Source organism: Streptomyces sp. NPDC060205 (assembly GCF_042728395.1).
GTDB lineage: Bacteria > Actinomycetota > Actinomycetes > Streptomycetales > Streptomycetaceae > Streptomyces.
The window spans coordinates 1-26,981 of the sequence record NZ_JBHWZP010000110.1; the positions used below are offsets into that span (position 1 = coordinate 1).

General features: G+C 71.1%; 24 protein-coding genes and 1 riboswitch. Of the genes, 4 read left to right on the forward strand and 20 right to left on the reverse strand.

Annotation, left to right across the window (positions count from 1 at the left end):
- Positions 1-60 precede the first annotated feature (60 nt).
- Positions 61-1,368 carry an MBL fold metallo-hydrolase gene (locus ACFWGJ_RS20575; protein WP_387326415.1) on the reverse strand — a complete coding sequence of 436 codons (1,308 nt, stop codon included), beginning with the start codon at positions 1,366-1,368 and terminating at the stop codon, positions 61-63.
- A 328-nt stretch (positions 1,369-1,696) separates the two neighbouring features.
- On the opposite strand from ACFWGJ_RS20575, the gene ACFWGJ_RS20580 reads away from it, so the two are divergent.
- Both ACFWGJ_RS20580 and ACFWGJ_RS20585 read left to right on the forward strand, forming a co-directional pair.
- Complete coding sequence (locus ACFWGJ_RS20580) at positions 1,697-2,860, forward strand: Glu/Leu/Phe/Val dehydrogenase dimerization domain-containing protein (protein ID WP_387326466.1); 1,164 nt, start codon at positions 1,697-1,699, stop codon at positions 2,858-2,860.
- Between the two features lie 177 nt (positions 2,861-3,037).
- Entirely contained in the window at positions 3,038-3,673 is a 636-nt protein-coding gene (locus ACFWGJ_RS20585; protein WP_387326418.1) for a TetR/AcrR family transcriptional regulator, read from the forward strand.
- 101 nt (positions 3,674-3,774) lie between these two features.
- On the opposite strand, the gene ACFWGJ_RS20590 is transcribed toward ACFWGJ_RS20585, so the two are convergent.
- The 4 genes from ACFWGJ_RS20590 to ACFWGJ_RS20605 all read right to left on the reverse strand — a co-directional run bounded on the left by ACFWGJ_RS20590 (position 3,775) and on the right by ACFWGJ_RS20605 (position 7,306).
- Positions 3,775-4,560 carry an SGNH/GDSL hydrolase family protein gene (locus ACFWGJ_RS20590; protein ID WP_387326469.1) on the reverse strand — a complete coding sequence of 262 codons (786 nt, stop codon included), beginning with the start codon at positions 4,558-4,560 and terminating at the stop codon, positions 3,775-3,777.
- A 146-nt stretch (positions 4,561-4,706) separates the two neighbouring features.
- A complete protein-coding gene (locus ACFWGJ_RS20595; RefSeq protein WP_387326421.1) occupies positions 4,707-5,426 on the reverse strand; it encodes a DUF6250 domain-containing protein in 720 nt (239 codons plus the stop codon).
- 154 nt (positions 5,427-5,580) lie between these two features.
- On the reverse strand, positions 5,581-6,246 hold the full coding sequence (locus tag ACFWGJ_RS20600) for an O-methyltransferase (RefSeq protein ID WP_387326425.1): 666 nt from the start codon (positions 6,244-6,246) through the stop codon (positions 5,581-5,583).
- A 166-nt stretch (positions 6,247-6,412) separates the two neighbouring features.
- Positions 6,413-7,306 carry an SDR family oxidoreductase gene (locus ACFWGJ_RS20605; protein ID WP_387326428.1) on the reverse strand — a complete coding sequence of 298 codons (894 nt, stop codon included), beginning with the start codon at positions 7,304-7,306 and terminating at the stop codon, positions 6,413-6,415.
- A gap of 245 nt (positions 7,307-7,551) precedes the next feature.
- On the opposite strand from ACFWGJ_RS20605, the gene ACFWGJ_RS20610 reads away from it, so the two are divergent.
- Positions 7,552-8,130, forward strand: a complete 579-nt coding sequence (locus ACFWGJ_RS20610; RefSeq protein WP_387326431.1) for a TetR/AcrR family transcriptional regulator — start codon at positions 7,552-7,554, stop codon at positions 8,128-8,130.
- A 161-nt stretch (positions 8,131-8,291) separates the two neighbouring features.
- Here the strand turns inward: ACFWGJ_RS20610 and ACFWGJ_RS20615 are convergent, their stop codons facing one another.
- Positions 8,292-9,194, reverse strand: a complete 903-nt coding sequence (locus ACFWGJ_RS20615) for a peptidoglycan DD-metalloendopeptidase family protein (RefSeq protein WP_387326434.1) — start codon at positions 9,192-9,194, stop codon at positions 8,292-8,294.
- 4 nt (positions 9,195-9,198) lie between these two features.
- A riboswitch (cyclic di-AMP (ydaO/yuaA leader) is annotated at positions 9,199-9,374 on the reverse strand.
- 284 nt (positions 9,375-9,658) lie between these two features.
- Entirely contained in the window at positions 9,659-11,773 is a 2,115-nt protein-coding gene (locus ACFWGJ_RS20620) for an alpha-galactosidase (protein ID WP_387326472.1), read from the reverse strand.
- A gap of 168 nt (positions 11,774-11,941) precedes the next feature.
- Here ACFWGJ_RS20620 and ACFWGJ_RS20625 point away from each other — a divergent pair, with 168 nt between their 5' ends.
- Positions 11,942-12,739 carry a tyrosine-protein phosphatase gene (locus tag ACFWGJ_RS20625; RefSeq protein ID WP_387326437.1) on the forward strand — a complete coding sequence of 266 codons (798 nt, stop codon included), beginning with the start codon at positions 11,942-11,944 and terminating at the stop codon, positions 12,737-12,739.
- 22 nt (positions 12,740-12,761) lie between these two features.
- On the opposite strand, the gene ACFWGJ_RS20630 is transcribed toward ACFWGJ_RS20625, so the two are convergent.
- From ACFWGJ_RS20630 to hpnC, 13 genes are all read right to left on the reverse strand, one after another.
- Positions 12,762-12,887, reverse strand: coding sequence for a DUF6126 family protein (locus ACFWGJ_RS20630; protein ID WP_210887670.1), 126 nt, complete (start codon positions 12,885-12,887; stop codon positions 12,762-12,764).
- Entirely contained in the window at positions 12,884-13,498 is a 615-nt protein-coding gene (locus tag ACFWGJ_RS20635; RefSeq protein WP_387326440.1) for a helix-turn-helix domain-containing protein, read from the reverse strand. Before ACFWGJ_RS20635 ends, ACFWGJ_RS20630 begins: the two co-directional genes overlap by 4 nt.
- Before the next feature lie 170 nt (positions 13,499-13,668).
- The gene (locus tag ACFWGJ_RS20640; RefSeq protein WP_387326443.1) at positions 13,669-15,066 is read right to left on the reverse strand and encodes an aspartate aminotransferase family protein; all 1,398 of its coding nucleotides are present in this window, start codon (positions 15,064-15,066) and stop codon (positions 13,669-13,671) included.
- Positions 15,063-17,051 carry a 1-deoxy-D-xylulose-5-phosphate synthase gene (gene dxs, locus ACFWGJ_RS20645; protein WP_387326445.1) on the reverse strand — a complete coding sequence of 663 codons (1,989 nt, stop codon included), beginning with the start codon at positions 17,049-17,051 and terminating at the stop codon, positions 15,063-15,065. Before dxs ends, ACFWGJ_RS20640 begins: the two co-directional genes overlap by 4 nt.
- Positions 17,052-17,080: 29 nt before the next feature.
- Positions 17,081-18,262: a flavodoxin-dependent (E)-4-hydroxy-3-methylbut-2-enyl-diphosphate synthase gene (gene ispG, locus ACFWGJ_RS20650; protein ID WP_387326448.1), complete on the reverse strand. Its 1,182-nt coding sequence runs from the start codon at positions 18,260-18,262 to the stop codon at positions 17,081-17,083.
- Positions 18,263-18,266: 4 nt separating this feature from the next.
- Complete coding sequence (gene hpnH / locus ACFWGJ_RS20655) at positions 18,267-19,289, reverse strand: adenosyl-hopene transferase HpnH (RefSeq protein WP_107019951.1); 1,023 nt, start codon at positions 19,287-19,289, stop codon at positions 18,267-18,269.
- A 5-nt stretch (positions 19,290-19,294) separates the two neighbouring features.
- On the reverse strand, positions 19,295-19,939 hold the full coding sequence (locus ACFWGJ_RS20660) for a 1-hydroxy-2-methyl-2-butenyl 4-diphosphate reductase (protein WP_387326451.1): 645 nt from the start codon (positions 19,937-19,939) through the stop codon (positions 19,295-19,297).
- The gene (shc, locus tag ACFWGJ_RS20665; RefSeq protein ID WP_387326453.1) at positions 19,939-21,969 is read right to left on the reverse strand and encodes a squalene--hopene cyclase; all 2,031 of its coding nucleotides are present in this window, start codon (positions 21,967-21,969) and stop codon (positions 19,939-19,941) included. Before shc ends, ACFWGJ_RS20660 begins: the two co-directional genes overlap by 1 nt.
- 110 nt (positions 21,970-22,079) lie before the next feature.
- Positions 22,080-23,147: a polyprenyl synthetase family protein gene (locus ACFWGJ_RS20670; RefSeq protein ID WP_387326456.1), complete on the reverse strand. Its 1,068-nt coding sequence runs from the start codon at positions 23,145-23,147 to the stop codon at positions 22,080-22,082.
- A 59-nt stretch (positions 23,148-23,206) separates the two neighbouring features.
- Positions 23,207-24,631, reverse strand: coding sequence for a hydroxysqualene dehydroxylase HpnE (hpnE, locus tag ACFWGJ_RS20675; RefSeq protein ID WP_387326458.1), 1,425 nt, complete (start codon positions 24,629-24,631; stop codon positions 23,207-23,209).
- Positions 24,628-24,768, reverse strand: a complete 141-nt coding sequence (locus tag ACFWGJ_RS20680) for a DUF6380 family protein (protein ID WP_387326475.1) — start codon at positions 24,766-24,768, stop codon at positions 24,628-24,630. The genes hpnE and ACFWGJ_RS20680 overlap by 4 nt, the downstream gene beginning before the upstream one ends.
- Positions 24,768-25,718, reverse strand: a complete 951-nt coding sequence (hpnD, locus tag ACFWGJ_RS20685) for a presqualene diphosphate synthase HpnD (protein WP_387326461.1) — start codon at positions 25,716-25,718, stop codon at positions 24,768-24,770. Before hpnD ends, ACFWGJ_RS20680 begins: the two co-directional genes overlap by 1 nt.
- Positions 25,715-26,617, reverse strand: coding sequence for a squalene synthase HpnC (hpnC, locus tag ACFWGJ_RS20690; protein WP_387326463.1), 903 nt, complete (start codon positions 26,615-26,617; stop codon positions 25,715-25,717). Before hpnC ends, hpnD begins: the two co-directional genes overlap by 4 nt.
- Positions 26,618-26,981 lie beyond the last annotated feature (364 nt).

Sequence of the window (26,981 nt, forward strand, 5' to 3'; positions counted from 1 at the left end):
GAGCAGTTCGCTCCTCGGCCCTCGCCTGGTGCTCGATGACCGCCTTCGGGCGGCCTCGGATCATCCGGCCGGCACCGATTCCGGGTCGCCGCTGTCCGCCGCCTTGTCACGCGGAGTGTCACCGACCGCCGTGTCCCCGACGCCCTTCTCGCCGGCCGCCTCCTCGACGACGGACTCCTCGGCGACCGCCTTCTCGCTGACCGCCCCCTCGGCGACCGTCTTCTCGGTGACCGTCTTCTCGATGGCGGGCCAGCCGCCCTTCGGCACCAGAGCCACGCCCCGCCACCAGGGCTCGGACGGAACGGTCTCCGCCGTGGGTTCGAAGGGCTCCCCCGGGCGGGGCAGCGCTACCCGGGCGCCGACCGCGTGGGCGGCGCTGACGGTGCCCTCGCCCGGCTCGGCCCACGGGTGCCCGGCGAGATTGAACGTGGCCCAGTGGATCGGCATCATCACGCCGGTGGGCCGGTCGCCCTGGAGGTCGAGGTGGGCACGCATGCCCTCTGCCGGCGTCATATGGATGTCAGGCCAGAAGTCGCTGTAAGCACCGATCTGGATCATCGTGGCGTCGAAGGGGCCGTACTCACGGCCGATGTCCTTGAAGCCCGTGAAATAGCCGGTGTCGCCGCTGTGGTAGATACGGTGCTCGTCGCCCGCCACCGCCCAGGAGGCCCAGAGAGTGTGCTGTGTGTTGCGCAGACCGCGGCCACAGAAGTGCCGGGCGGGCGTGGCGGTGAGGGTGATCCCGCCGACCTTCGTCGCCTCGTGCCAGTCCAGCTCGCGCAGCCGGTCCGCCGGGACGCCCCAGTGCTCCAGATGGGCGCCGACGCCGAGGGGGACCGCGAACAGCGTGTCCGTGTCCGCCAGGGCCTTGATCGTGGGCAGGTCGAGGTGGTCGTAGTGGTCGTGGGAGATGACGACCACGTCGACCGGGCCGAGCGCCGGCAGCGGCACGGGCACCGGATGCAGCCGCTTGGGCCCCGCGAAGGCGAACGGGGAGCACCTCTCGCCCCAGACGGGGTCGAAGAGCACCCGCTGTCCGTCGATCTCCGCGAGCACGCTGGAGTGACCCATCCACGTCAGCCGCAGCCCCGAGGCCGGCGGCGCCGCGAGGTCGGCGAGGGTCGTGGCATGCACCGGCACGACGCCCGCCGGGGACCGCAGGACACGCTCCTCCTTGCGGAAGTAGGACTTCGCGAACTCGCGCATGGCGCCGTCCGGGCGAGGGGCGCCCTCGGGGTTGCGGAACACGCCGTCCGCGTAGTTCGGAGATCTGCGGATGCGCTCCATGCGCTCACCACTCGGATCCACGCCGAACGCGGCGGGGCGCAGAGCACGGAGCCCGGAACTCAGGGAACGGGAGCCGGTCACGGCACCTCCAGTGGGTCGGTCTGAATATCCATTATGGTCGCCGCCTCTGACAGCGCCGGGTCGGGCGCGTGACAGAGCGGTGTCCGTGCCGAGCACGGCGACGACCACCCCGTACCCCATCACTCACACCGAAGATCCGTTCAGCACGTCGACAGACACGATTGACAGTTGTGCCCAGCACTTCCAATACTGACCGATCATTCAGTAGCGAGGGTGCGGGACCGGCGCCGGGACGCTGTGTGCGCCCGGCTTCCAGCCGGTGAAACGTTCCGAAGCCGATCCCTGTTCCCGAGGAGACCCTGTGAACGACCCGGACAGCACCCCTTTGATGTCGCTCACCTGGACCGACCACGTCACGGGCCGTCAGGGCCACTTGGTCGTGGACCGTCTGGTCAGGGGTGTCTCCAGCGGCGGGCTGCGGATGCGGGCGGGGTGCACGCTGGCCGAGGTCGCGGGTCTGGCTCGGGGAATGACCATGAAGGAGGCGCTGCACTACAACCCGGAGGGCCGTTACATCCCGCTGGGCGGCGCCAAGGGGGGCATCGACTGCGATCCCCAGGACCCGGAGGCGTACGGCCTGCTCGTGCGCTACCTGCGGGCCATGCGCCCGTACATCGAGAACCACTGGACCACCGGCGAGGATCTCGGCCTCACCCAGGATCTCGTCGACCGGGCGGCGGCCGAGGCGGGCCTCGTGTCGTCGATCCAGGCGGTGTACCCGCTGCTGGACGACGAGGAGGCGGCCCGCCGGCGGCTGGCGGACGCGTTCGCGGTCGAGGTGGACGGCATCGGCCTGGACGAGCTGGTCGGCGGCTGCGGGGTGGCCGAGTCGGTGCTGGCGGCGCTGGACCGGGCCGCAGTGGCGTACGCGGGTACCCGGGTCGCCGTGCAGGGCCTGGGCACCATGGGCGGGGCCACGGCACGGTTCCTCACGCGCGCGGGGCTGCGTGTCGTCGCGGTCGCCGACGTGAAGGGCACGATCGTCAACGCCGAGGGGCTGGACGTCGACGCGCTGCTCGCCGCGCGGGACACGTACGGCACGGTCGACCGCGCGGCCCTGCGCCCCGCCGACCGTGAACTGCCCGGCGACGCCTGGCTGTCCGCGGATGCCGAGGTGCTGGTGCCGGCCGCGGTCTCGTACGCCGTCGACACCGTCAACCAGGAGCGGATCAGGGCCCGTTGGATCGTCGAGGCGGCCAACATGCCCGTCCTTCCCGAGGCGGAGGAACTGCTCGCCGCGCGCGGGGTCACCGTCCTGCCGGACGTCGTGGTCAACTCCGGTACCAACGCCTGGTGGTGGTGGACGCTGTTCGGTGACATCGGGGCGGACGCGGAGGAGGCGTTCGCGTACACGCGCCGCTCGATGCGCGCCCTGATCGACCAGACGCTCGCCCGCGCGGAGACCGACGGCTCGACCCCGCGGGCGGCCGCGCACGCCATCGTCGCGGACCGCCTGCCGGAGATCGCCGGCCGCTTCGGCTGGTACCGCTGAAGCCCCGTCCACGGAAGCCCCCTCCGTGACGGCGTCGGCGCCGCCCCCCACGCGTCCGGACCGGGCGGGACCGGGCCGTCGGCGGCTCACGCACAGCCCGACCGGCCGAGGTCCCCGAGCGGCCGGTAACCACCCCTGTCGCCCCGGGCAGCCCCGGCCACGCAATAGGGTTGCCCGGTGGCGAGAGTGCGGTTGGGTGTGGCGGAGCGGCGGCAGGAGTTGTTGCGGGCCGCCATCGGGCAGATCGAGGAGCGCGGTGTCTCCGCGGTGCGGATCGCCGATGTGGCGAACGCGCTCGGCGTGAGCAACGCCCTGGTGCTCTATCACTTCTCCACCAAGGAGAAACTGGTCGCCGCCGCGTTCACGTACGCCGCCCAGGACGACCTCGCCCATCTGCGCAAGCTGCTCGGCCGCCGGACGACGGCCCTGCGGCGGCTGCGGGCCGCCGTGCGCTGGTACGCGCCGACCGGACAGGCCAAGGGCTGGCGGCTGTGGATCGAGGGCTGGGCGGTGGCCCTGCGCGAGCCCGCGCTGCGGGACGTCACCCGCGATCTGGACCGGCAGTGGAAGGCCGCGCTCACCGAGGTCATCGCCGAGGGCGTGGCCGCGGGCGAGTTCCGGTGCCCGGATCCGACGGCCACGGCGCTGCGCCTGACCGCCCTGCTGGACGGGCTGGCCGTGCAGATGACGGCGTACCCCGGCGCGGTCTCCCGCGCCCGCACCCAGCAGTGGGTGGACGAGGCACTGGCCCGGGAACTGGGGCTCGACCGCGTCGAGCCCCAGCCCGCCGAACCCCAGACTCCGGATGCCTGAGGCAACCATCTTCCAAGCGTTCAGACGTTCAGGCGTTCAGACGTACAGGCGCCTAAGACATCCAAGACACTCACCACACTGGCGTCCGAACATCCGGACGTTCAGGCCACAGCCTCGATCCACGACTTGATGTCGTGCGGAGACAGGCTCCCCTTCGCTTCCACACGGTCGCCCGAGGACTCCCCGCGCAGCCGCCGGCCGATCCACGGCACCAGGTACTCGCGCGCCCAGTGGATGTTGTCCCGCCGCACCTCCAGCGTGCCGCGCGGCGGCAGCACGGGCCAGGGCTGGTCCGGGTCCGCGGGCACCTCAAGGCCGAGGACCTGTCCGGCGCGCAGCGCGACCCGCGTGTGCCCCTCGGGCGAGAGATGGAGCCGGTCGCCGTCCCAGGCCCGCCGGTCCTGGATGGTCTTGAGGGACCACAGGTCGAGCACCGGACATTTGTACCGGTCCGCGATGGCCCGCAGATGGAGGTTGTACGTGGCGATCTTGCCCCGCATGTGCCGGAGCACGGGTACGCCACGGGTGTCGAAGCCGGTGGTCACGAGGACCGTGCCGACGGCCGACGTGAGGTCGGCGACGGCACGCTCGTAGCGCTCCGCGACCTCGTCGGGATCGGTGCCCGGCCGGATGATGTCGTTGCCGCCCGCGCAGAAGGAGACCAGGTCCGGCGCGAGCTCCCTGGCCCGCCGCAACTGGTGCTCGACGATCTGGTCGAGCAGCTTCCCGCGAACCGCGAGGTTGGTGTAATCGAAGTCGCCCTCGGGCCGCCGGTCCGCGAGCAGTACCGCGAACCGGTCGGCCCAGCCGACGAACGCCCCGTCCGGGCCCGGGTCGCCGACGCCCTCGGTGAAGCTGTCCCCCACCGCCACGTACGACCCGATCACTGATCTGTTGTCGTCTTTCGAATCGTCTGCCACGTCGGCCCATGATTCACCTTGGCGTGTGACCTACGCGACCGTAGGAAGGGGTTGACGCCCGGTGAGATAAGCCACTCGTCAAGTGTTGGTCAATCCCGGAATAAGGGGCGCGTTCAGTGACGTTGCCGCAGCTCCCGGACCTGGAAGTCCTGAATCGCGAAGTGACTCCAGGTGGTCCGGAAGGCGAAGTGCCCACGCGTGTACGGCTCCGGGTCGGTGTAGTCGAAGACGAGCCGTCCGTTGTTCCACCACCGGACCGTGGACCCGTCCGAGACGATCCGGACCCTGTGGGGGCGGTTGGCCGTCAGCAGGGGTTCGGTGTAGTCGAAGATCAGCGGCCGTACACCGGCCTCACCGACGTACCGGCGCAGCCTGGTCGTGGTGTTGGAGTTGGCCCCGTAACCGACGTAGTACGTCCTGAGGTGGTCGTACTCGGCGAGCGCGCCGCCGCGGGGTGTGGCGAAGAGGTCGTCGGGTGAACGCGCGTCCGTGGCGTTCCAGAAGTTGTTGAGGTCGGAGACGCGGTCGTTGGCGCCGCCCGCGGAGACCGGTGTGGCGGTGTACTCGATGACGTACGGCCCCCGGAGCGCACGCCGGAACCAGACCGTCGCCCCGCTGGGCACGTCGATGTCCAGGACGCCCCGGGAGGCGGTGACGCTGCCGCCGTCCTGCAGCTCGGTGACCCACTGGCCGAGCCCGTGGCGGAAGTCGTCGCGGGCGACGACCCGGCCCCGCCCGTGACGGACGGCGGCGCTCGCCTGCTGTCCGGGCACGAGCGCGGCGAGCCCGGCACCCGCGGCCAGCGCTCCGAACGCTCTGCGTGTGGTCGTCATACGGGGTTCCTCCGGGGTTCGGCGACACCGAGGGCATCGGGGACAGGTCGGTCCGCGGACAGAAAGCGCTTGCGCGGATCACTGATCACTGTGCCGCCCCCGACGCCCCGTGTCGATGCTGCCGGTGTTTCAACCCCGTGTCGTACGCACCCGGTCAGAGCCGGCAGCTGATTTCGAGGCCGTCCTCGACGGGGAACGTGACGCTGTGGTAGCCGTTGGCCGTGTCGCGCACGTGGTCGAGGTAGGGGCCGAGGTCGGGCAGATCCACGTCGTCGGCGACGACCAGGGTGCCGGGCGCGAGGTGCGGCTCAAGGAGCCGCAGGACGGGCAGACAGAGGTCCTTCCACCCGTCCAGGAACAGGAAGTCGACCGGCTGCCCCAGTGCGGCGAGCGTCCGCAGGGCGTCGCCCTCAAGAACGGTGATCACGTCGTCGAGACCGGTGGCGGCGAAGGTGTCGCGGGCCGACGCCGCCTTGGTCCGGCTCATCTCCGTGGTGACGACCCGGCCGGTGCCGTTGTCGCGCACGGCGGCGGCCAGGTGGAGCGTGGAGATGCCGTACGAGGTGCCGAACTCGACGACGTTGGCGGGCCGGGTGGCACGGACGAGGTTGTAGAGGAGTTTGCCGCCGTCGGCGGAGACCGGCATGTAGATCTCCTGCGCCGCGTCGGCGAGCTCCTGCGCCGTCCGCGCCCCCCAGTCATGGGGCCGGTCGCTCCTCAGCCGCGACACGGTCTCGTCGTCATGGCCGGCGGCTTCGAACATGCGGGTCAGGGCGGCGGAGACACGTGGTTCCGCGAGGGTGTACGGAGGTGTGGGCATGACACTGACTCCTTCGAGCGGGGTTGATGCGCGAGTCGGGCCGGGTGGGGTGGGTGGGGTGGGTGCGAGCCGGGGCGGGCCGAAACGGGCGAGGGGGCGTGGGAGGGCGTACCGTCGCCCACGCTTCACCGGGCCCGCCCCTCGGGCCGCGCGGCGCCCGTGGCCGTCAGGCCGTGTACGCGCCCGCGTCGATGTCCGCGAGCAGGGTCGGCCCGGTGGGCTCCCAGGACAGCAGCCGCCTGCTCACGTCGCTGGACGCGGTCATGGTGGAGGCGAAGAAGCGGCCGACGAAGCCGAAATGGGGCCCGGCGTCCCCCGGTGCGACGGAGGCGACCGGCAGGCCGAGGCTGCGGCCGACCGCCTCGGCGATGGCCTTGGTGGTGACGGTCTCCTCGGCGACGGCGTGCAGCCGCGTCCCCGCGGGCGCCTGTTCCATGCCGAGGCGGATGAGGCGGGCCGCGTCGTCGCGGTGCACCGCCGACCAGGCGGCGGTGCCGTCGCCGACGTAACCGGAGACGCCCCTTTCGCGGGCGGCCGCGGTGAGGAAGTTGACGAACCCCCAGTCGCCGTGGCCGTGGACGCTCGGCGCGAACCGCGTGATCACGGTCCGTACGCCCTGGGCCACGTAGTCCAGGGCGAGGTTCTCGCTGCCGCCCCGGTTGGAGTCCGGGCCGACGGCCGGCGAGACGTCGTCCTCGGTGGCGGGCCGCCCTTCGACGAGGCCGGAGAGGGGCGCGGCGACCACGAACGGGCGGCCGGTCCCGGCGAGGGCGTCGCCGAGCGCCCGGACCGAGGCGCGCTCGGATCGGTCGGACTCGGCGGGATCGCCCCAGTCGTGCTTGTTGGCCAGGTGGATGACCGCGTCCGCCTGGTCGGCGCCCCGCCGCAGCGAGCCGAGATCGTCGAGGTCGCCGCGGAGGATGCCGACGCCCTTGGCGGCGAGGGCCTTCTCGGCCCGGTCGGACCGGGCCAGGCCGATGACCTGGTGGCCCGTGGAGACGAGCTCGTCGACCACGGCGGAGCCGATCCAGCCGGTCGCTCCGGTGACGAATGCACGCATGAGCGTGACCTCCTTCGCCCTGAAGAGGGCAGGTGAGTGGACGGATGAAGGACGGATGAGGGGTGGAGACGGGTGTGGGGACAGGTGGGGCCTGCCGGGCACGGCACTGACACCGCGTCAGATTGCTTGTGATGCAGCGCCGTTACCGCGAGACGGGCGGCACGAGGCCGGAGACCCATTTCCGAGTCACCGTGCACCGTAAAGGTAACACATTCGAGACACCGTGCCTCGTATAGAGTTGCGGGATGGTGGATGGAAGCGGCCGCGGACGGCCCCGCAGTGAGAGCGCACGGGCCGCCGTGCTGCACGCCGTCGACGACCTACTGGTGGAGGTGGGGTACGCGGCCCTGACCATGAAGGGCATCGCCGAGCGGGCGGGCGTGGGCCGGCAGACCGTGTACCGCTGGTGGTCGAACAAGGCGGAGGTGCTCTACGAGGCCAGCGTCATCGACGCCCGGCAGGAACTGTCCGTGCCCCGCAGCGGGGATCCCCGCGAGGACCTCAAGGCCTATCTCGACGCACTCGTGGGCTTCCTGGCCCGCTCCGACGCGGGCGCGGCCTACCGTGCCCTCATCGGCGAGGCCCAGCACGACGCGGAGGTCGCCGCGCTGCTCGCGTCCCGCGACATCCTCGGGGAGAGCGCGGCGGAGGTCGTGGAGGCGGTGCGGAAACCGAGCGGCACCGACCTCTCGCCGGAACAGGCGACCGCGCTGCTGATCGGCCCGCCCTTCTTCCACATCCTGTCCGGGCGCAGCGCGGACGGCCTCGACACCGGACAGCTCACGGATCAGTTCCTGCGCGTCCTGAACCGTCCGGGGGCCTGAAACGCCTGTGAACGCCCCCGCCCCCGCCGCTGTTCCCGCCGGCCGTCCGGCCCCGGACATGCCGAAGGCCGGACCCCGGGGATCACAGGGTCCGGCCTTCGGAGCTTCACATCGGTCGACGCCCGCGGGCGTCGGTCCGCGTCAGGCGGCGTCGGAGGGTGTCAGACGGAGACGCCCTTGGCGCGCAGGTAGGCCAGCGGGTCCACGTCCGAGCCGTAGTCCGGGGTGGTGCGGATCTCGAAGTGCAGGTGCGGGCCGGTGACGTTGCCCGTGGCACCCGAGAGGCCGACCTGCTGTCCGCCGGTCACGCTCTGACCGGCCGAGACGGAGAGGGAGGACAGGTGGGCGTACTGGGCGTAGTGGCCGTCGGCGAGCTGGATGACGACCTGGTTGCCGTACGCGCCGCCCCATCCGGCGGAGACGACCGTGCCCGCGCCGACGGACTTGAGCGCGGTGCCGGTGGGCACGACGAAGTCGACACCGGTGTGGTACCCGCTGGACCACATGCTGCCCGACATCTTGTACGAGGTGCCGATGGACGCCCCCGCGACCGGCAGCGTGAAGCCGGTGGCCGTCGAGGTGTCGGCGGCCTTGGACGCCGTGGTCGTCTTCTTGGCCGCGGACTTGTCGGCGGCCTTGGGGGCGGTGGAGCCGGAGCCGGCCGCCGCCTTGCCACCGAGGGCGAGCTTCAGACCCGGGTGGATGAGGGACGGGTCGCCGCCGATGGACGTGCGGTTGTCCGAGTACAGCTTCTTCCAGCCACCGTCGACGTCCTGCGTGTCGGCGATCTTCGACAGGGAGTCGCCCGAGCGCACGGAGTAGGTCCTGGTCGTGACCTTCTTCGTCTCGGCCTGCTTCTCGGCGGCCGGAGCGGCGGCGACGGACTTGCTCGCGACGTTCGCGGCGCTCGCCACGGAGTCCGCGGCGGTCTGCGGAGTCGCGGCGTGCGCTCCGGTGGCGCCGAGCAGCGGAAGGGCGAGAGCTGCGCCCCCGGTGCCGGCCACGGCCATGGAGCGGGAGAAACGCGGGGACTTGGGACGGCGGTGCTTACCCTTCGCGGGCATGACGAATTCCTCTCCGGCGCCTGCGAGGTGAGCTGTCGGGTGCGAGCTGGAGATGCCCGGCCGTGCTTTCGCACGACTTAACCCCAAGCCGTTCCGGAGACCGGAACAGGCGTACTACCTGTGGGTCCCCCGCTCCTGCCACATACGGGTGAGTGTGCGGATTCCGGGCGGCGGCAGGATTGGGCGTCCGTCCGGATTGGAGGTGAACGTAAGCGACATGAAGAGGCGCAAACAAGCTTGAGGGTTTCCTGTGTGCCCCGTTTTCTTGATCCTCGACCGAAATACCAGTCACCCTGTGTGAATGGGGACCGTCCTCGGTTTGTTAAAGCCCTGAAAACAAAGCGGACTTACGTGAGCATGGCGACAGCGGAACGTCACGGATATGACGCTGCTCACCAAGGACCGCCTCAGGAGCCTTCACTCCGGAGCTAGTTGGAATGAAGGCTCCATTACGGACAGATCAGTCAGATGCGACGCAGGCGGATAACTGCCGCATCGAGGTCGCCGCGCAACCCCGTCCGCAGCCCGTGATGCAACAGCACCGCACCACGGTGGACTTCGCCCGTTTCGAGGCATTCGTACGATGCCGACGGGTCGAGGCCCCGCAGCCTCACCGGCAGGGCAGGCTCGCCGTAGTGCTGGGCCTGGAGCCAGGCGAGGACGACGACCTCGCCGTCACGGACGTACTGGACGGCGCTCAGTCCGCCCTGCGGCGCCCGCAGCCGGTGCAGCTCACCGCGCTGCACGACGGGCCTGATCTCCTTGTAGAGCTCCACCCAGGTCCGCGCCTCGGCCAGCTCCTCCTCGGTCCAGCGGGTGAGGTCGCCGCCGACGCCGAGGACCCCGGCCATCGCGCTCACGAACCGGAAGCGCAGCGAGCTGACACGTCCGTTGAGCTGGGTGTTCGGGCTGTCGGTGACCCAGGCGGCCATGGCCCGCGCGGGATGCACCTGACTGAAGCCGTGCTGGATGGCGAGCCGGTCGAGCGGGTCCGTGTTGTCGGAGGTCCACACCTGGTCCGTACGCGCCATGATCCCGAGGTCGATCCGCCCGCCGCCGCCCGAGCAGGACTCGAAGGCGACACCCGGGTGGGCCGCCCGCAGCCGGTCCAACAGCTTGTACAGGGCGTGCACATGGTCCACCCACAGCCGCTGCGGATAGGCCTCGCCGGGCCAGCCCGCGTCCGTGAAGGCGCGGTTGAAGTCCCACTTCACGTAGTCGATCGGCGCGCTGGAGAGCAGTGCGTCGAGCTGTTCCCACAGGTATTCCTGGACGTCCTCGCGTGCGAGGTTGAGCACGAGCTGATTGCGCAGTTCCGTCCGCTTCCGTCCCGGCTGGAACTGCACCCAGTCCGGGTGCGCGCGGTACAGCTCACTGTCCGGGTTGACCATCTCGGGCTCGACCCAGATGCCGAACTGCATCCCGAGCCCGTGCACGTGGTCACCCAGCGGCTTCAGCCCGCCCGGGAAGCGGTCCCGGTTGACCGTCCAGTCGCCGAGGCCGGCCCGGTCGCTGGTGCGCGCCCCGAACCAGCCGTCGTCGACCACGAACAGCTCGACACCGGCGTCGGCGGCCCGGCGGGCGAGCGCCCGCTGCTGCTCCTCGGAGATGTCGAACTCCGTGGCCTCCCAGGAGTTGTAGAGCACGGGCCGGTCCCGCTCCGCGTCCGGGATCACGTACGCGCGCTGGTACGCGTGCCAGGCGCGGCTCGCCCCGCCGAAGCCGCCGTCGCTCCACAGCCCCGCGAAGACGGGGGTGACGAAGGTCTCCCCCGGCTCCAGCCGCAGTAGGCCCGAGTCGTCGTATCCGGCCCCGCCGGTGATCTGCACGCGCGCGTCGGGCAGTTGGGCCACCGCGATCCGCCAGGTCCCCGACCAGGCCAGCGCGCAGCCGTAGACCTCGCCCAGCTCCTCGGTCGCCGTGCCGTCCGCGTCCAGCGCGACCCAGGGCAGGTGCTGATGCCCGGTGTGCCCGCGCCGGCTGCCGATGATCTTCTCGCCGTAGGTGAGTTCGGAGCGTACGAGCCGGGATTCGGCCGCCCACCGCCCGTGCAGCTGGGACAGCCGCCAGCCGTCGCGCCGCGGCAGCGTCCAGGTCGCGGAGTCGGCGCGCAGCACCTCCAGGGCGGGCCCTTCGTTGGCGAGGGTCACCCAGCGCTCGACGACGTCGGTGCCGGCCCGCATCCGGTAGTGCAGGGTGATGCCGAGCCCGGAGTCGGAGAACCGCAGCCGCAGCTCGTCACCGCCGGCTCCCTCGGCCCCCTGCCCGTCGGCGCCGCCGGTCTCGTACCCCTCGAAGCGCCATTCGGTGCCGCGCCTCTGCGGTGTGCGCACCGACAGCGCGGGCCGTACGAAGCGGGGGCCGCCCTCGACCGGGTACTCCTCGTGGCCGTCGAGGGTCGCCTCGAAGGCCCAGTACTCGGGACCCGGGCCCGCGGCGAGCGCCTCGGCGTCGGCGAGCGCGATCCTCGGGCCCCAGTGCAGATGAAGCAGCTCGTCCTCGTCACCGAGCCGCAGGCCGTAACTGCTCGTGGGTCCCGAAAGAAGCCACGTACGGCCGTCTGCGCCGATCTCTACCATCAAGCCCTCACATATTCGAACAGGCACGCTCAAGCCCCAACATCATCAGGGCCGACCTGCCCTTCGGGCAACGCCTGTGGACAACTCATTGGCCCACGAACCGATGTCGTATCGTCGGATACGCACCTCGCCGACGAGCCGCGTCGGTGGCCGAGGGGAGGAGCCCCCGTGACGCAGCAGGCCCCGTCGACCGAGCCCGAGCTGACCGGCGTACGCAACTTCCGCGACGTGGGGGGCCTGCCGACGGTGGACGGCCGGCGGGTGGCGTACGGACGGCTGTTCCGCAGCGGCCACCTCGCGCACGCGACGGCGTCGGACGCCGCGTTCCTCGCCTCGCTGGGCCTGCACACGATCTTCGACTTCCGCAACGCGGCCGACCAGCGGCTGGAGGGCGCCGACGTCGAGCTGCCCGGGGTGCGCAATGTGAACCTTCCGCTGACGGACCCCGCCGACGGCGCCGAGTTCTGGAAGATGGTCCGCGACGGGAACGTGGACGAGCTGCGTGAGCTGCTCTCGGACGGCCGGGCGGCGAACCGCATGATCGCGTCCTACCGCACGATCATCAAGGAGCGCACGGCCGAGCACCGGCAGGTGCTGCACGCGCTGGCCGAGGACAGCGTCCCGGCCCTGATGCACTGCGCGGCGGGCAAGGACCGGGCCGGCCTCTCCGTCGCCGTGACGCTCCTCGCCGTGGGCGTCGAGCGCGAGGCCATCGTGACGGACTACCTGGAGTCGAACGCGGCACACCGCCGCTACAAGGTGCACCGCAGCAGCTCCGCCTCCTCCGCGTACACCCCCGAGGTGATGGAGCTGCTCAGCCCGCTGTTCGACGCACGTGCCGAGTACCTGGCGGCGGCGTTCGACACGATCGAGGAGACCTGGGGCGGGGTCGACGCGTATCTGGAGCAGGCTCTCGGCGTGACCCCCGAGATACGGGAGCGGCTGCGGCAGCGGTTCCTCGACTGACCGGGGCCGCGGCCCCGGTCCGCTACTGGTTGCTGGCCCCGAGGGTGAACAGCAGGTAGATGAAGGCGGCGAAGACGTGCCCGACCGCCACATAGATGATGAGCCGTACCCACAGCGCGCGCGGGAACTTCTCCTCGATGTCCTTCATGAGGATTCTCCGGAAGTCGTCGTGGTCGTCGTCGGTCCGAGGCACAGCGCGGCTGTCGGACTCTGCAGCAGGGTGTGTACGAAGAGGAGCTCGGCCCCGTCCCGGTCCGCGGCGGCGATCCGGTGCGGGGTCAGCGAGTCGAAGTGGGCGCTGTCGCCGGGTTCGAGGACGTGCGCGGTGTCCCCGAGGCGCAGGCGCAGCCGTCCCTGGAGGACGTACAGCCACTCCTCGCCGGGGTGGACCCGCACGATGTCGCCCTGCGTCCCGTAGGGGACGTGCACGCGCAGGGACTGCATGCCGCGTCCGGCGGCGCCGGCCTGCCAGTACGTCCAGCCGCCGGCCTTCGTGGGCTCCATGTCGGCGGAGCGCACGACGGCGTCCCGCTCGGTGACCGTCTCGCCGAGCAGGTCGGAGACGGTGGTGCCGTAGATACGGGCGAGGGCGAGCAGCATGGGCAGGGAGGGCTGGCGCTGACCGGTCTCCAGCCGGGAGAGATGCGCGGGGGAGAGTCCGGCTGCGCCGGCCGCGGACTCCAGGGTGAGGGATGCGCGGCGGCGCAGGGCGCGTAGCTGGGGGGCGACGGTGGGGTGCGTACCCTGGACAGGGTTCATGCCTCTATTGAGCCGCAGCGTTGCCTCAGAGGCAAATGACTTGCCTCAGAGGCAACAAGGCAAAGGTGCGGGCCGGTGGGAACTGCGCAATCTTTTAGGGGCGCGGGGAACTGCGCGAACGGCCCCCACCGGCCCGCAGGGGACCCGCTACCGCAGGGCCCTGCGGGCCCTCACCGGTTCGCCACCGCCTGTTTCACCAGCGTCTTGCCGAAGTCCCACATCAGCCCACCCCCACTGTGCGCGTCATCCATCACGGCGGTGAACGCGTCCACGAACCGGTCGACATCCCGCTCACCGATGACGAGCGGCGGAATCAGCTTGATCACCTCCAGGTGGTCGCCGGACACCTGCGTGAGGATCCGGTGCCGCTGCAGCAGCGGCACGACCACCATCTGCGCGAACAACCCCTTGCGCGCGGCCTGCAGCATCGCCCAGCGGCTGCGCAGTTTCAGCGAGGTGGGCCGGCCGAACTCGATGCCGATCATCAGCCCGCGCCCGCGGACGTCGCTCAGCAGCTCGTACCGGTCCACGAGCGCCGTGAGCCGGGACTTCAGCCGCTCCCCCGTGGCGCGGGCGTTCGCCACGATCTGCTCGTTCTCCATGACCGACAGCACGGCAAGGCCGGCGGCCATGGCCTGGGCGTTGGAGCCGAAGCTCGCGGAGTGCACGAGGACCCGGTCCATGGACGAGTAGACCTTCTTGAAGATCCAGTCCTTGCCGAGGGTGGCGCTCACGGGCACGTAACCGCCCGACAGTGCCTTCGCCACGCAGACGAGGTCCGGTTCGACGCCGTCCTCGTGCTGGTAGGCGTAGAAGTCCCCGGTGCGGCCGAGCCCGGTCTGCACCTCGTCCGCGATGAGCAGCGCCTTGTGCTGGTGGAGCAGTTCCTGGGCGTCGCGCAGATAGCCGGGCGGCGACTCGTGCACGCCCTTGCCCTGGATCGGTTCGACGATCAGGGCGGCGACGTCGCCCTTCCTCAGCTCCGCCGCCAGGGCGTCGAGGTCGCCGAGCGGGACGGCGGTGTCGGGCAGCAGCGGGGCGAAGCCGTCGCGGAAGCCGTCCTCGCCGTTGACGGACAGCGATCCGGTGGTCAGGCCGTGGAAGGCGTGCGCGCAGTACAGGACACGCGGTCTGCCGGTGGCGTACCGGGCGAACTTCAGTGCGGTCTCGACGGCCTCCGTCCCGCTGTTGCCGAAGAACACCCGGTCCAGGTGCGGGCTGTGCGTCAGCAGCTGCTCCGCCAGCAGTCCGGGCAGGGGCTGGCAGTCGAAGCGGGTGAGGTCGGCGAGCTGGGCGTCGAGGACGTCGTGCAGCGCCTTGCGGACGACGGGGTGATGGCGGCCGAGGCCCATCACCCCGAACCCGGCGAGCATGTCCAGGTAGTCGTTGTCGTCCGCGTCCCAGAAGTGGGCGCCCTCCGCCCGCTCGTAGACCTTGTCGAAGCCGATGGTGCGCAGCATGCGCGGCAGCTGGTGGTTCAGGTACTTGGCGTGCAGCTCGTAGCGCTCGGCTCCGCGCCCGGCGAGGAGGCTGCCGAGGTCGAACTCCTGGGACTTGCTGGTGGTCATTCCGGTTTCTCCTTGGACACACGCGTCTTTGCGGCCGGCTTGCCGGCGGCACCCTGTTTCCCGGCACCCTGTTTCCCGGCCCTCCGCTTCCTGGCCGCCTCGGGCACCCCGTCGGCCTCCCGGACCGCCAGGCTCGCGCTGATGCGACCCGCGATCTCGACGGGGGTCAGCCCGATGTCGGCCAGCACCTCTCCCCGTTTGGCGTGCGCGAGGAACTGTTCGGGGATGCCGAACCGCCGTACCGGCACGTCGACTTCGGCGTCCCCCAGAGCGAGCGCGACCGCCGCGCCCACCCCGGCGGCCCTGCTGTTGTCCTCGACGACCGCGACCAGCCGGTGCCCGGCGGCGAGGCCGGGCAGCGCGGGATCCACGGGCTTGACCCAGCGCGGGTCCACCACCGTGCAGCCGATGCCCCGGGCCTCAAGCAGCTCGGCCGCGTGCAGGCACACCGGCGCCATCACACCGACGGCGACGAGCAGCACGTCGGCCCGCTCGCCGCGGTGCAGCACGTCCACCCCGCCGACCCGGTCGACCGCCGGGACCTCGGGCCCCACCGACTCCTTGGGGAAGCGGATCAGCGTGGGGGCGTCGTCGACGGCGACGGCCTCGCGCAGCTGGGCCCGGAGCTGGTCGGCGTCGCGCGGCGCGGCGATCCTGAGCCCGGGCACGACCTGGAGGACGGACAGGTCCCACATGCCGTTGTGGGAGGCACCGTCGACGCCGGTGATCCCGGCCCGGTCCAGCACGAACGTCACTCCGCAGCGGTGCAGCGCGACATCCATGAGGAGCTGGTCGAAGGCCCGGTTGAGGAAGGTCGCGTACACGGCGACGACCGGGTGCAGTCCGCCGGTCGCGAGGCCGGCCGCGGACACCGCGGCGTGCTGCTCGGCGATGCCGACGTCCCAGACCCGGTCGGGGAACCTCTCGGCGAACTTCGCGAGGCCCACGGGGTGCAGCATGGCCGCCGTGATCGCGACGACGTCCTCGCGTTCCTCGCCGATGCGTACGATCTCGTCGCCGAACACCGAGGTCCAGGACGGGCCGTTGGAGGGGGCCAGGGGCTCGCAGGTGAGCGGGTCCATGACGCCGACCGTGTGGAAACGGTCCTCCTCGTGCGCGAGCGCGGGCTCGTACCCGCGCCCCTTCTCCGTCAGACAATGGATGAGTACGGGCCCGTGGAAGCGTTTCGCGCGCCGCAGCGCCGACTCGACCGCGCCCGTGTCGTGTCCGTCGATCGGCCCGACGTACTTCAGCCCCAGGTCCTCGAACATGCCCTGCGGGGCGAACGCGTCCTTGAAGCCCTTCTTCGCGCCGTGCAGCGACTCGTAGAGCGTGCCGCCGACGACGGGGGTGCGCAGCAGGACGTCCTTGCCCCAGGCCAGCACCTTCTCGTAGCTGTCGGTGGTGCGCAGGGTCGCCAGGTGGTTGGCGAGGCCGCCGATGGTCGGCGAGTACGAGCGTTCGTTGTCGTTGACGACGATGATCAGCGGGCGGTCCTTGGCGGCGGCGATGTTGTTCAGCGCCTCCCAGGCCATGCCGCCGGTGAGCGCGCCGTCGCCGATGACCGCGACGACGTGCCCCTTCTCCCCCTGCACCTGGCGGGCCTTGGCGAGGCCGTCGGCCCAGCCCAGCGCGGTGGACGCGTGGCTGTTCTCGATGATGTCGTGCTCGGACTCCTCGCGCGAGGGGTAGCCGGAGAGGCCGCCCTTGCTGCGCAGCTTGGAGAAGTCCTGACGCCCGGTCAGCAGCTTGTGCACATAGCTCTGGTGGCCGGTGTCCCACAGGATGCGGTCGGTCGGTGACTCGAAGACCCGGTGGAGCGCGATGGACAGTTCCACCACCCCCAGGTTGGGTCCCAGATGGCCGCCGGTCCTGGCGACCGCGTGCACCAGGAACTCCCGGATCTCCTCGGCCACTTGGCCTATCTGGGTCTCGGACAGCGCCTTCAGGTCGCGTGGTCCCCGGATGGTCTCCAGAATCGTCACGCTCGGCCCCCTCTCGGTCCGTGCTGCAGCTAACTCGCCGTGCCGGTGGGTTGCCCCGGCACCGTGACCTCCGGCTCGCCCGATGCGACGCCGTCCGCCTCCATCTGCTCGGCGATCTTCATCGCCTCGTCGATGAGGGTCTCCACGATCTTCGACTCGGGGACGGTCCTGATGACCTCGCCGCGGACGAAGATCTGTCCCTTGCCGTTGCCGGAGGCAACCCCCAGGTCCGCCTCGCGTGCTTCTCCCGGCCCGTTGACGACGCAGCCCATGACCGCGACGCGCAGGGGCACCTCCATGCCCTCCAGGCCGGCCGTGACCTCGTCGGCGAGCTTGTAGACGTCGACCTGGGCCCGTCCGCAGGACGGGCAGGACACGATCTCCAGGCGGCGCTGCCGCAGCCCGAGCGACTCCAGGATCTGGATGCCGACCTTGCACTCCTCGGCGGGCGGGGCGCTCAGGGACACCCGGATGGTGTCGCCGATGCCCTCGCTGAGCAGCGCCCCGAAGGCGACCGCGGACTTGATGGTGCCCTGGAAGGCGGGGCCCGCCTCGGTCACCCCGAGGTGCAGCGGGTAGTCGCACTGCGCCGCGAGCTGCCGGTAGGCGTTGACCATCACGACCGGGTCGTTGTGCTTGACCGAGATCTTGATGTCCCGCAGGCCGTGTTCCTCGAAGAGGGACGCCTCCCACAGCGCCGACTCGACCAGCGCTTCGGGGGTGGCCTTCCCGTACTTCTGGAGCAGGCGCCGGTCCAGCGAGCCGGCGTTGACCCCGATCCGGATCGGTGTGCCGTGGTCCTTGGCGGCCCGCGCGATCTCCTTCACCTTGTCGTCGAACTGCTTGATGTTGCCGGGGTTGACCCGGACCGCCGCACAGCCCGCCTCGATCGCGGCGAACACGTACTTCGGCTGGAAGTGGATGTCCGCGATGACCGGGATCTGCGACTTGCGCGCGATGGTGGCCAGCGCGTCCGCGTCGTCCTGCGTGGGGCAGGCGACGCGGACGATCTGGCAGCCGGACGCGGTGAGTTCGGCGATCTGCTGCAGGGTGGCGCCGATGTCCGACGTACGCGTGGTCGTCATCGACTGCACCGAGACGGGCGCGCCGCCCCCGACCGCCACCGGTCCGACCTGGATCCGCCGTGCGACACGGCGTTCCGCGATCGGCCGGACCGGCACCTCGGGGAGGCCCAAGGAGATGGCGGTCATCACGTCACCCGCGGTTTCCCGAGACGGTCTCGCGGGCGGCCCGCAGCGACTCCTTGAGGGAGCCCATGGTGGCCATGACCGCCGTCGGCTCGTAACCGCAGTGCGCCATGCAGTTGGCGCAGCGCGGGTCCTTGCCGCGGCCGTACGCGTCCCAGTCGGTCTTCTCGATCAGGTCCTTGTACGTCGTGACGTACCCGTCGCTCATCAGGTAGCAGGGCTTCTGCCAGCCGAACAGCGAGTAGTTGGGGATCGCCCACGCCGTGCAGGGGAAGTCGACCTTGCCCTCCAGGAAGTCCAGGAAGAGCGGGGAGTGGTTGAGCCGCCAGCGCAGCCGGTTGCCGCCGGCGAACGCCTTCTTGAACAGCTCGCGGGTCTGCTCCACGCCCAGGAAGTGCTCCTGGTCGGGCGCCTTCTCGTAGGCGTAGGCGGGCGAGATCATCATCTCGTCCACTTTCAGGTCGTCATTGAGGTAGTTCAGCACCTCGATGATCGTCTGCGGGGTGTCGGTGTTGAAGAAGGTCGAGTTGGTGGTCACCCGGAAGCCGCGCCGCTTGGCCTCCTTGATGGCCGCGACCGCCTCGTCGAACACCCCCTCCTTGGCGACGGACTCGTCGTGCCGCTCGCGCAGGCCGTCGATGTGCACGGCGAACGCGAAGTACGGCGAGGGTGTGAACTTGTCCATCTTCTTGCGCAGCAGCATGGCGTTGGTGCACAGGAAGATGTACTTCTTCTTGGCCACCAACTGCCGCACGATCTCGTCGATATGAGGGTGCATCAGGGGTTCGCCGCCGGCGATGGACACCATCGGCGCACCGGATTCGAGCACCGCCCCCACGGCCTGCGCCACCGGCATGCGCTGCTTGAGCACGCCGGCCGGGTGCTGGATCTTGCCGCAGCCCTCGCACGCGAGATTGCAGGCGTACAGCGGTTCCAGTTCGACGATCAGCGGAAACTTGTCCCGCTTGCGGAGTTTCTGTTCCATGAGATACGTCGCGACCTTGATGGTCTGGCGAAGCGGCATGGCCATCTGGCTCACCTCCTGGGGAGCAGCAAAGAACGGTGCCATTCATAGAAAACAGGAAGAACGGCATGAAGAACACGGAAGGCTGATATTCCACCGCGTACCGTGCCGATCCGGACGAGTTCATGTTCCGGGGCGTCCACGACCACCCGTACGGCGGCAACCGGGCGCTCGCCCGCGCGGACCGCGCTGCGGAGTGTTGCCGCCGACTCCATGTCGACCGCGAGCGCGCCGGTCGCGTACAGAGCCGACCGTTCGGGACCGCGGACCACGTGATCGGAACCGGCGAGCGGTCCCGTGTGGACGGCCCGCCCGGGCAGGGCACGCCGCAGTTCCCCGACGAGCAGCCCGGTGCCCACGCACGGCGTGCTGCCGTGCGTGTCCCGGGTCTCCTCGGCGACGACCAGGTCTCCCGGATGCATACCGGGGGCGAGCCCGGCACAGAAGCCCGTGGCCAGGACGGCCGCCCCGCGCATCGCGGGACCGGCCAGCGCCTTGCCGACCGCCCGCTCGGCGGCGGCGGGACCCATGCCCGTGCGCAGCACGGTGACCGGTCCTTCGGCGCCGCCCCGGTCGCCGCCCGTGCGCAGGGCGAACCGCTCGATGCCCAGCGCGCAGGCGATCAGCAGCGGGGCGGCGCCCGGTGTCGCGCTCATCAGCTCGCCCTGCCGAAGGCGCTCTGGGCGCCGCTGTGCAGGTCGGCGAACGGTTCGCCGTTGACGTACCGGCCCAGTGCGGTGAGGGGGAACACCTGCCGGTAGAGGTGGTAGTTGATGGAGAAGTCCCACGGGAACCCGGTGCCGGTGAAGTACGGCTCGTCCCAGGAGCCGTCCGCCAGCTGGGTCTGTGCGAGCCAGGCGATGCCGCGCTCGACGGCCTTGGACTCCCGCTCCCCGGCCGCGAGCAGCGCCAGCAGCGCCCACGCGGTCTGGGAGGCGGTCGACTCGCCGCGCCCGCTCCACTCGGCGACGTCGTGGTAGGAGCGCAGGTCCTCGCCCCAGCCCCCGTCGTCGTTCTGCACGGTCTCCAGCCAGGCCACGGCCCGCCGGATCGCGGGATGCGAGCCGGGCAGTCCCGCGGCGACCAGTGCGGGCACCACCGACCCCGTGCCGTACACGTAGTTGACGCCCCAGCGGCCGAACCAGGAGCCGTTGGCCTCCTGTTCGGCGAGCAGCCACTCGATGCCCCGGCGGGTGCGCGGGTCGTGGGCCAGGCCCTCGACCGCGAGCATCTCCACGACGTGCGCGGTGACGTCGGCGGACGGCGGGTCGATGACCTCGCCGAAGTCGCAGAACGGCAGCCGGTTCGGGAAGGGGCTGGTGTTGTCGACGTCGAAGGCGCCCCACGCGCCGTTCTTCGACTGCATGCCGAGGTTCCAGCGCACCCCGCGCCCGATGGCCTTCTCCACCCGCTCCGGGTCGTGGTGCCTGACCCGGCGCAGCGCGAGGACCACCTCGGCGGTGTCGTCGATGTCGGGGTAGTTGTCGTTGTGGAACTCGAACGCCCAGCCGCCGGGCGGGAGTCCGGGCCGCTTGACCGCCCAGTCACCGGGGCGGACGATCTCCTCCCCTAGCATCCAGTCCGCCGCCCGCACCATCTGCGGGTGGTCGGCGGGCACGCCCGCGTCGGCGAGCGCGATGGTCGCCAGGCAGGTGTCCCACACCGGTGACTGACAGGCCTCGATCATCCGCGCCCCGTCCTCGCGCCACACCGCGAAGCGGTCCAGGGAGGCAAGTCCCTCGCGCATCACGGGGTGTTGGAGGTCGTAGCCGAGCAGGTGGAGCGCGATGACCGAGTAGACGGCGGGCGGCTGGATGCCGCCCCAGCAGCCGTCGTTCTCCTGGCGCTCGATGATCCAGCGGGCCGCGGTGTTCATCGCGGCCCGCCGCAGCCGGCGCGGCGCGACCTTGCGGTAGGCGTGCAGGGCCCGGTCGAGCCGCTGGAACGCGCCGTCCCAACTGGCCACCGGGGCGAAGGGTTTGACCGGGTTGGGGTTACGGGGGTCAGCGTGCAGCTCGTCCAGCGCGAAGGGCGCGGGACGGACCGGGCGCTTCGCGGAGACGACGGTGAGCGGCACGATGGTCTGCCGGGCCCAGCAGCCGAAGTCGTAGATGTTGAGCGGCATCCACTTCGGGAACCAGATGAGCTCCGGGGGCAGTTCGGGGAGGTCGTCCCACTTCCACCAGCCGAACAGGGCGAGCCAGATCCGAGTGAAGACCCGGGCCGACGCGATGCCGCCGCGCTCCCGGATCCAGGCGGACGCGCGCGCCATGTGCGGATCGTCCGGCAGGTCACCGGCCAGCCGCAGCGCCACGTACGCCTCGACGGTGGTGGACAGTTCGCCCGGTCCGCCGTAGAAGGAGGCCCAGGTGCCGTCCTCGCGCTGCTCGCCGCGGATGAACAGCGCGGCGGCCTGTGTGGTCTTCTCGTCGTCGATGCCCAGGAACTGACGGAGCAGCAGGTCCTCGGCGTCCATGGTGACGTTGGTCTCCAGGTCGCCCTTCCACCAGCCCTCGGCGTCCTGCGTGGTCAGCAGGAAGTCGGTGGCACGCTGTATCGCGCGCGTGGCGGTCTCTCGGATATCGGCTGTCCCGGCCGCCGCGGGAGTCGATTCTGTCCGGATGTCGCTGGCCGAGGCTGCGCGGGGCGGGAGGGCCCCGGTGCTTCCGTCGGTCGTCGCTGTCATGGCTTCCCCTTCGTGCAGTGGCATGTCTCTGCTGGGTCCGCCGTCGGCCGGTGCTCGTTCTTCCGCAGCACCGGCCGGCGACTACGCGAGGGCTATTCGACCGATAGTGATCATCTCTTTCGTACGACGACGAAGTCGGCGAGCTCCACGAACTGAGCCCGCACCCGGTCCGGCATGTCGATCGTGTCGAGGGCCTCGACGGCGACGGTGTGCTGGCGGCGCGCCTCCTGGGCGGTCCACTCGCGGCCGCCCGCCTCCTCGATGAGCGCGGCGCGCACGGCGAACTCCTCCTCGGAGAAGTTCTCGAAGTCGCTGCTCTTGGCGTCCGCGGCGAGCAGTTCGCCCAGCCGCTCGGAGGCCGGGCCGCCGGCCGCGAGCGCGGCCACGACGGGCAGGGACTTCTTGCGCTGGCGCAGGTCGCTCCAGGTCTGCTTGCCGGTGGACACCGGGTCGCCCCAGATGCCGAGCAGGTCGTCGACGGCCTGGAAGGCGAGGCCGAGGTGGTAGCCGTACTTCTCCAGCGTGTCCGCCGTGCGGTCGTCGGCGCCGCCGAGGACCGCGCCGATGGAGCAGGCGCAGGCGAGCAGGGCGCCGGTCTTGTTGCCCTCCATCTCCAGGCACTCCTCGACGCTGACGCGGTCGCGGTGCTCGTAGGAGATGTCCTGGGCCTGGCCGTCGATCAGCGCGCGGGTGGCGGTGGTGAGCCGGCGGGTGGCGCGGCCCGCCTCGACCGTGCCGAGTTCCAGGAGCAGTTCGTTGGCCAGCGCGAACAGGGCGTCGCCGACGAGGATCGCCTGGGCGGGGCCGTGCACCTTCCAGACGGTGTCACGGTGGCGGCGCTGCTCGTCGCCGTCCATCAGGTCGTCGTGCAGGAGGGAGAAGTTGTGCACCAGCTCCACGGCGACCGCGCCCGGCACGCCCACCTCGGGCGCGGCGCCGGCCGCTTCGGCGGACAGCACGGCGAGAGCGGGGCGCACGGCCTTGCCGCCGTCGCCCTCGGCGGGGTTGCCCGCGGCGTCGATCCAGCCGAAGTGGTAGGCGGCGACGGTGTCCATGGGGGGTGCGAGGCGGTCGATGGCCGCCCGCAGGACAGGTGAGGCCAGGGTCCGGCCGCGCTCCAGGAGCGCGGTCACGTCCACCGCGTCGGCAGCCTTCGATGCCGGGGGCACAGTGGGCACAGTCTCTCCTCTATTTGCGATACGGGGGGTGCGGGAGCCAGCCGCGCTCTGCTGGAGCGTCACGCCGCCTCCTCGAAGAGCTCGAAGAGATGGTCGGTGGGCCGGCCCAGGGCTGTGAGAGCGGCGTCGGCCGCGCTCACTCCGCTGCGGACCGCACTCTCCATGGTCGCGGGCCACCCTGTGGCGGTCCACGCGCCGGCCAGGTACAGGCCGGATGCCTTGGTGTGGGCGCCGGGCCGCAGCCGTCCGACGCCGGGGGTCGGGGCGAACGTCGCCGTACGCTCCCTGGTCACGAAGAAGTCCCGGACCTGCGCGTGCCTGGTGTGCGGCAGCAGCCGCTCCAGTTCCGGCAGGTACTTCTCGCGCAGCGCCGCGACCGGTGCGTCGATGTCGTCCTGCGCGGCCGACTGGGAGAGCGCGAGGTACTGGCCCTCCCCCAGCCCGGACGCCTCGGTGCGGTCGAAGACCCACTGCACCGGGGAGCCGAGCGCGGCGAAGAACGGCCGGCTGAGGACCTTGCGGTCGTAGACGACGTGGATGTTGAGGATCGGCGCCGTGCCGATCTCCAGCAGGCGCTCGGGGGCGTCGAGCGCGCCCTCGGGCAGCAGATCGTGCGCCTCGCGCTGCGGTACGGCGAGCACGACCGTGTCGGCGTCGAGCGTCTCGCCGGGAACCGATACGCTCCAACGCCCGTTCTCGTGAGGGGAGATGGAGGTGACTCGTGTACGGACCTCGGTACGGACTCCCGCGGAGTCGAGCGCCTTGCGGGCGAGGCGGTCGTGCAGTTCACCCAGCGGGACGCGCGCCCAGCCGATGTCGGCGGCGCCCGGGTCGGACAGCAGACCGGTCTTGAACACCATCGCGGCGAGCCCGAGCGAGGCGTCGCCGGCCACCGCGTTGAGGGTGGCGACCCCCACCAGGTCCCACAGTGCCTCGATGGCCCGCTCCGACTGACCGTGCGCGGTCAGCCAGTCGCCGAAGTTCTGCGCGTCGAGCGCCGGATCGGCGAGGTCGAGTCCTTTGAGCGCCAGAGCGGCACGGCCGACCCTGGCGCGCTCGGCGAGCGAGAGATGCGGGTAGGTCGCGAGGCTGCGCGCCAGATGCAGCGGGACGGGCAGCGCTGTTCTGCCGATTCTGCCGAGCCGCCGTCCGGCCGGCGCCTCCACGTCGAGGACGGGTACGTCCAGACGGTCCTGGAGCGGCGCGAGCGCGGCCCCTTCGACGCGGTCGAGGAACCAGCGGTAGGCCGTGCAGCAGCGCAGGTACACATGCTGGCCGTTGTCCACGGTGAGCCCGTCGCGCCGGAAGGAGAAGGCGAGCCCGCCCAGGCGGGGCCTGCCTTCGAGCAGCGTGACCCGCACGCCCGCGTCGGCCAGCGCGAGCGCCGCGGTCGTTCCCGCGAGCCCCCCGCCGACCACTACGGCCGTCGTGGGGCGTCCCGGGGAGCCGGCATCGGGCCCCTCGTCCTGCGTGGTGTCGTTCATCGTGCACCTTCCCCCGCGGCCTCGCCGTGCCGGTGGAGCGGGGCACGGGCGGCCGATGCAGTCAGGGACGCCGTCCCGGGCTGGAGGGTTGCGCGCCGTTTCCAGGTACTTGCGTCAGCTTGGCCCGGAGTGTCCATCAAGCGCGCCTCCTGACGGTTCGGCGGGAGACGTGCCGGGCGTCGAGGCCGGAGAGGCCGCGCACGGCGACGTACGCCTTCTCGCGTCCGGGGAGCGAGACCCGGCCGCGCAGGACGGCCTCCGGTTCGCGCTCGATGCGGTCCAGGAGACGGCGGTAGATGCCCGCCATCGCGGCGACACAGGCGCCGCTGCGGCGGTCCAGCATGGGCAGCAGCCGGTAGCCCTCGGCGAAGAGCGCGCGGGCCCGGCGCACCTCGAAGTGCACGAGGCCCGCGAAGTCGGAGCCCTCCGGCGGGCGCGGTCCCTTGAACCCTGCCGAGCAGCCGAACTTCGCGAGGTCGTCCGCGGGCAGGTACGTCCGGCCGTTCTCGGCGTCCTCGCGAACGTCCCTGAGGATGTTGGTGAGTTGCAGCGCGAGCCCGAGGGTGTCCGCGTACTCCGGCGCCCGCTCGGCGCCGCGCGCCCCCGGTTCCGTACCGAAGACGCCGAGCGAGAGGCGGCCGATGGCTCCGGCGACACAGCGGCAGTAGACCTTCAGGTCGTCCCAGGTCTCGTACGTCTCGTCGCGGACGTCCATGAGCACGCCGTCGATGAGTTCGTCGAGGCCGTCGAGCGGCACCGGGAAGTGGTCGGCCGTGTGCCGCAGGGCGACGGCGACCGGGTCGGTGTCGTCCTCGTCGACCGAGCGGTCGCGGATCCGGCCGAGCAGCGCCCGGGTCTCCTCCAGCCGCTTCGCCTTGACCTCGGGGGCGAGCGTTCCGTCACCGATGTCGTCGACGCGCCGTGAGAACGCGTACAGCGCGGACATGGCCCGCCGCTTGGGCGTCGGCAGCAGCCGGATGCCGTACGCGAAATTCCGGGCCTGCTGCCCGGTGACCGCCTCGCAGTAGCCGTAAGCGGCGAGTACCGGTGCGGACATGTGTGGTTCCGACTCCACGGTCCGGATCACCCCTCTCCTCGCAGAGTCACTCCCACCTCGCGCAGCAACTGGATCTTGCCGGGCTTCGGCGGGCCGGGAAGTACGTCGTATTCGGCGGCGGCGATCGCCCGGATCGCCGCCCTTCCTCCTGCCACGAACCCCGCGAGCAGCAGCTTCAGCCTGCCGTGGACGCTACCCACGAGGGGGGTGCCTTCATTCAGGAGGTTCCGGGCGCGTTCTGCTTCGTATGCAACCAGTGCGCGCGCCGATGCGCCTGCCGTGGGCGTGGCGAGATCCGCCTCCTGGACGTGAAAGCGCTTCATGTCCTCGGCGGGAAGGTAGATGCGGTCGCGGCCGAGGTCCTCGGCGACGTCCTGGAGGTGTTCGACGATCTGCAGGGCGGTGCAGACCGCGTCGGAGAGGCGGACCCGCTCGGGGGTGGAGGTGCCGGTGACGGACAGGACGAGGCGGCCGACCGGGTTCGCGGACAGTTCGCAGTAGGCGAGCAGGTCGTCGTAGGTCTCGTACCGCTTGACGAGCTGGTCCTGGCGGTTCGCGGCGATCAGGCCGAGGAAGGGCTCGGGGGTCAGGCCGGTGCGGCGGACGGTGGGCTGCAGGCGGCGCAGGAGCGGGTGGCCCGGGGTCGAGTCGAAGACCTTGCGCAGGTCCGCCTCGAACGCGTCGAGCAGGACGAGCCGGTCCTTCGCCTCTTCGGGGGACACGCCCAGGAGGCGTGCGTCCGCGCCGCCGGGGGCGAGGTCCCCGTCGCCGATGTCGTCGACGAGCCGCGCGAAGCCGTAGACGGCCATGAGGTCGGCCCGCCAGGCCCTGGGCAGGAAGAACGGCGCCACGGGAAAGTTCTCGTCCGCGGCCTTGTCGAGGGTGCTGCGCTCCGGATCACCGGCGCGTGCCGTTCCGGCCGGTGTCATCGCCCGCCGCCCGGGCCGCTGACGGCACACGCACGGACGGCACACGCGCAGCGGAGCTGGAGAGTTTCCGTAGCCATCGCCGTCACATCTCCCGTTCTACACTGCTGACCCAATGGTGACTATTTCGGACACGCCGCCCGGCCGTCCGCGCGGCAGACCCTATGCCTGGTGTCGCGCAGTATCGCCCCACTTGCCGCGAATCAGCACCGGTACAGCTTACGTTGTACAACCGGTCATGCTCCGCCGGGGTGTCCTGCACATCACAAGAACACACCGATTGACGTCAAGATTCCTACGGGCGCCCGGAGTTGGCGTTTCCTTTGCAGACGCAGGGCCCCGCCGCTCTCCGGCTGGCCGATCCTCG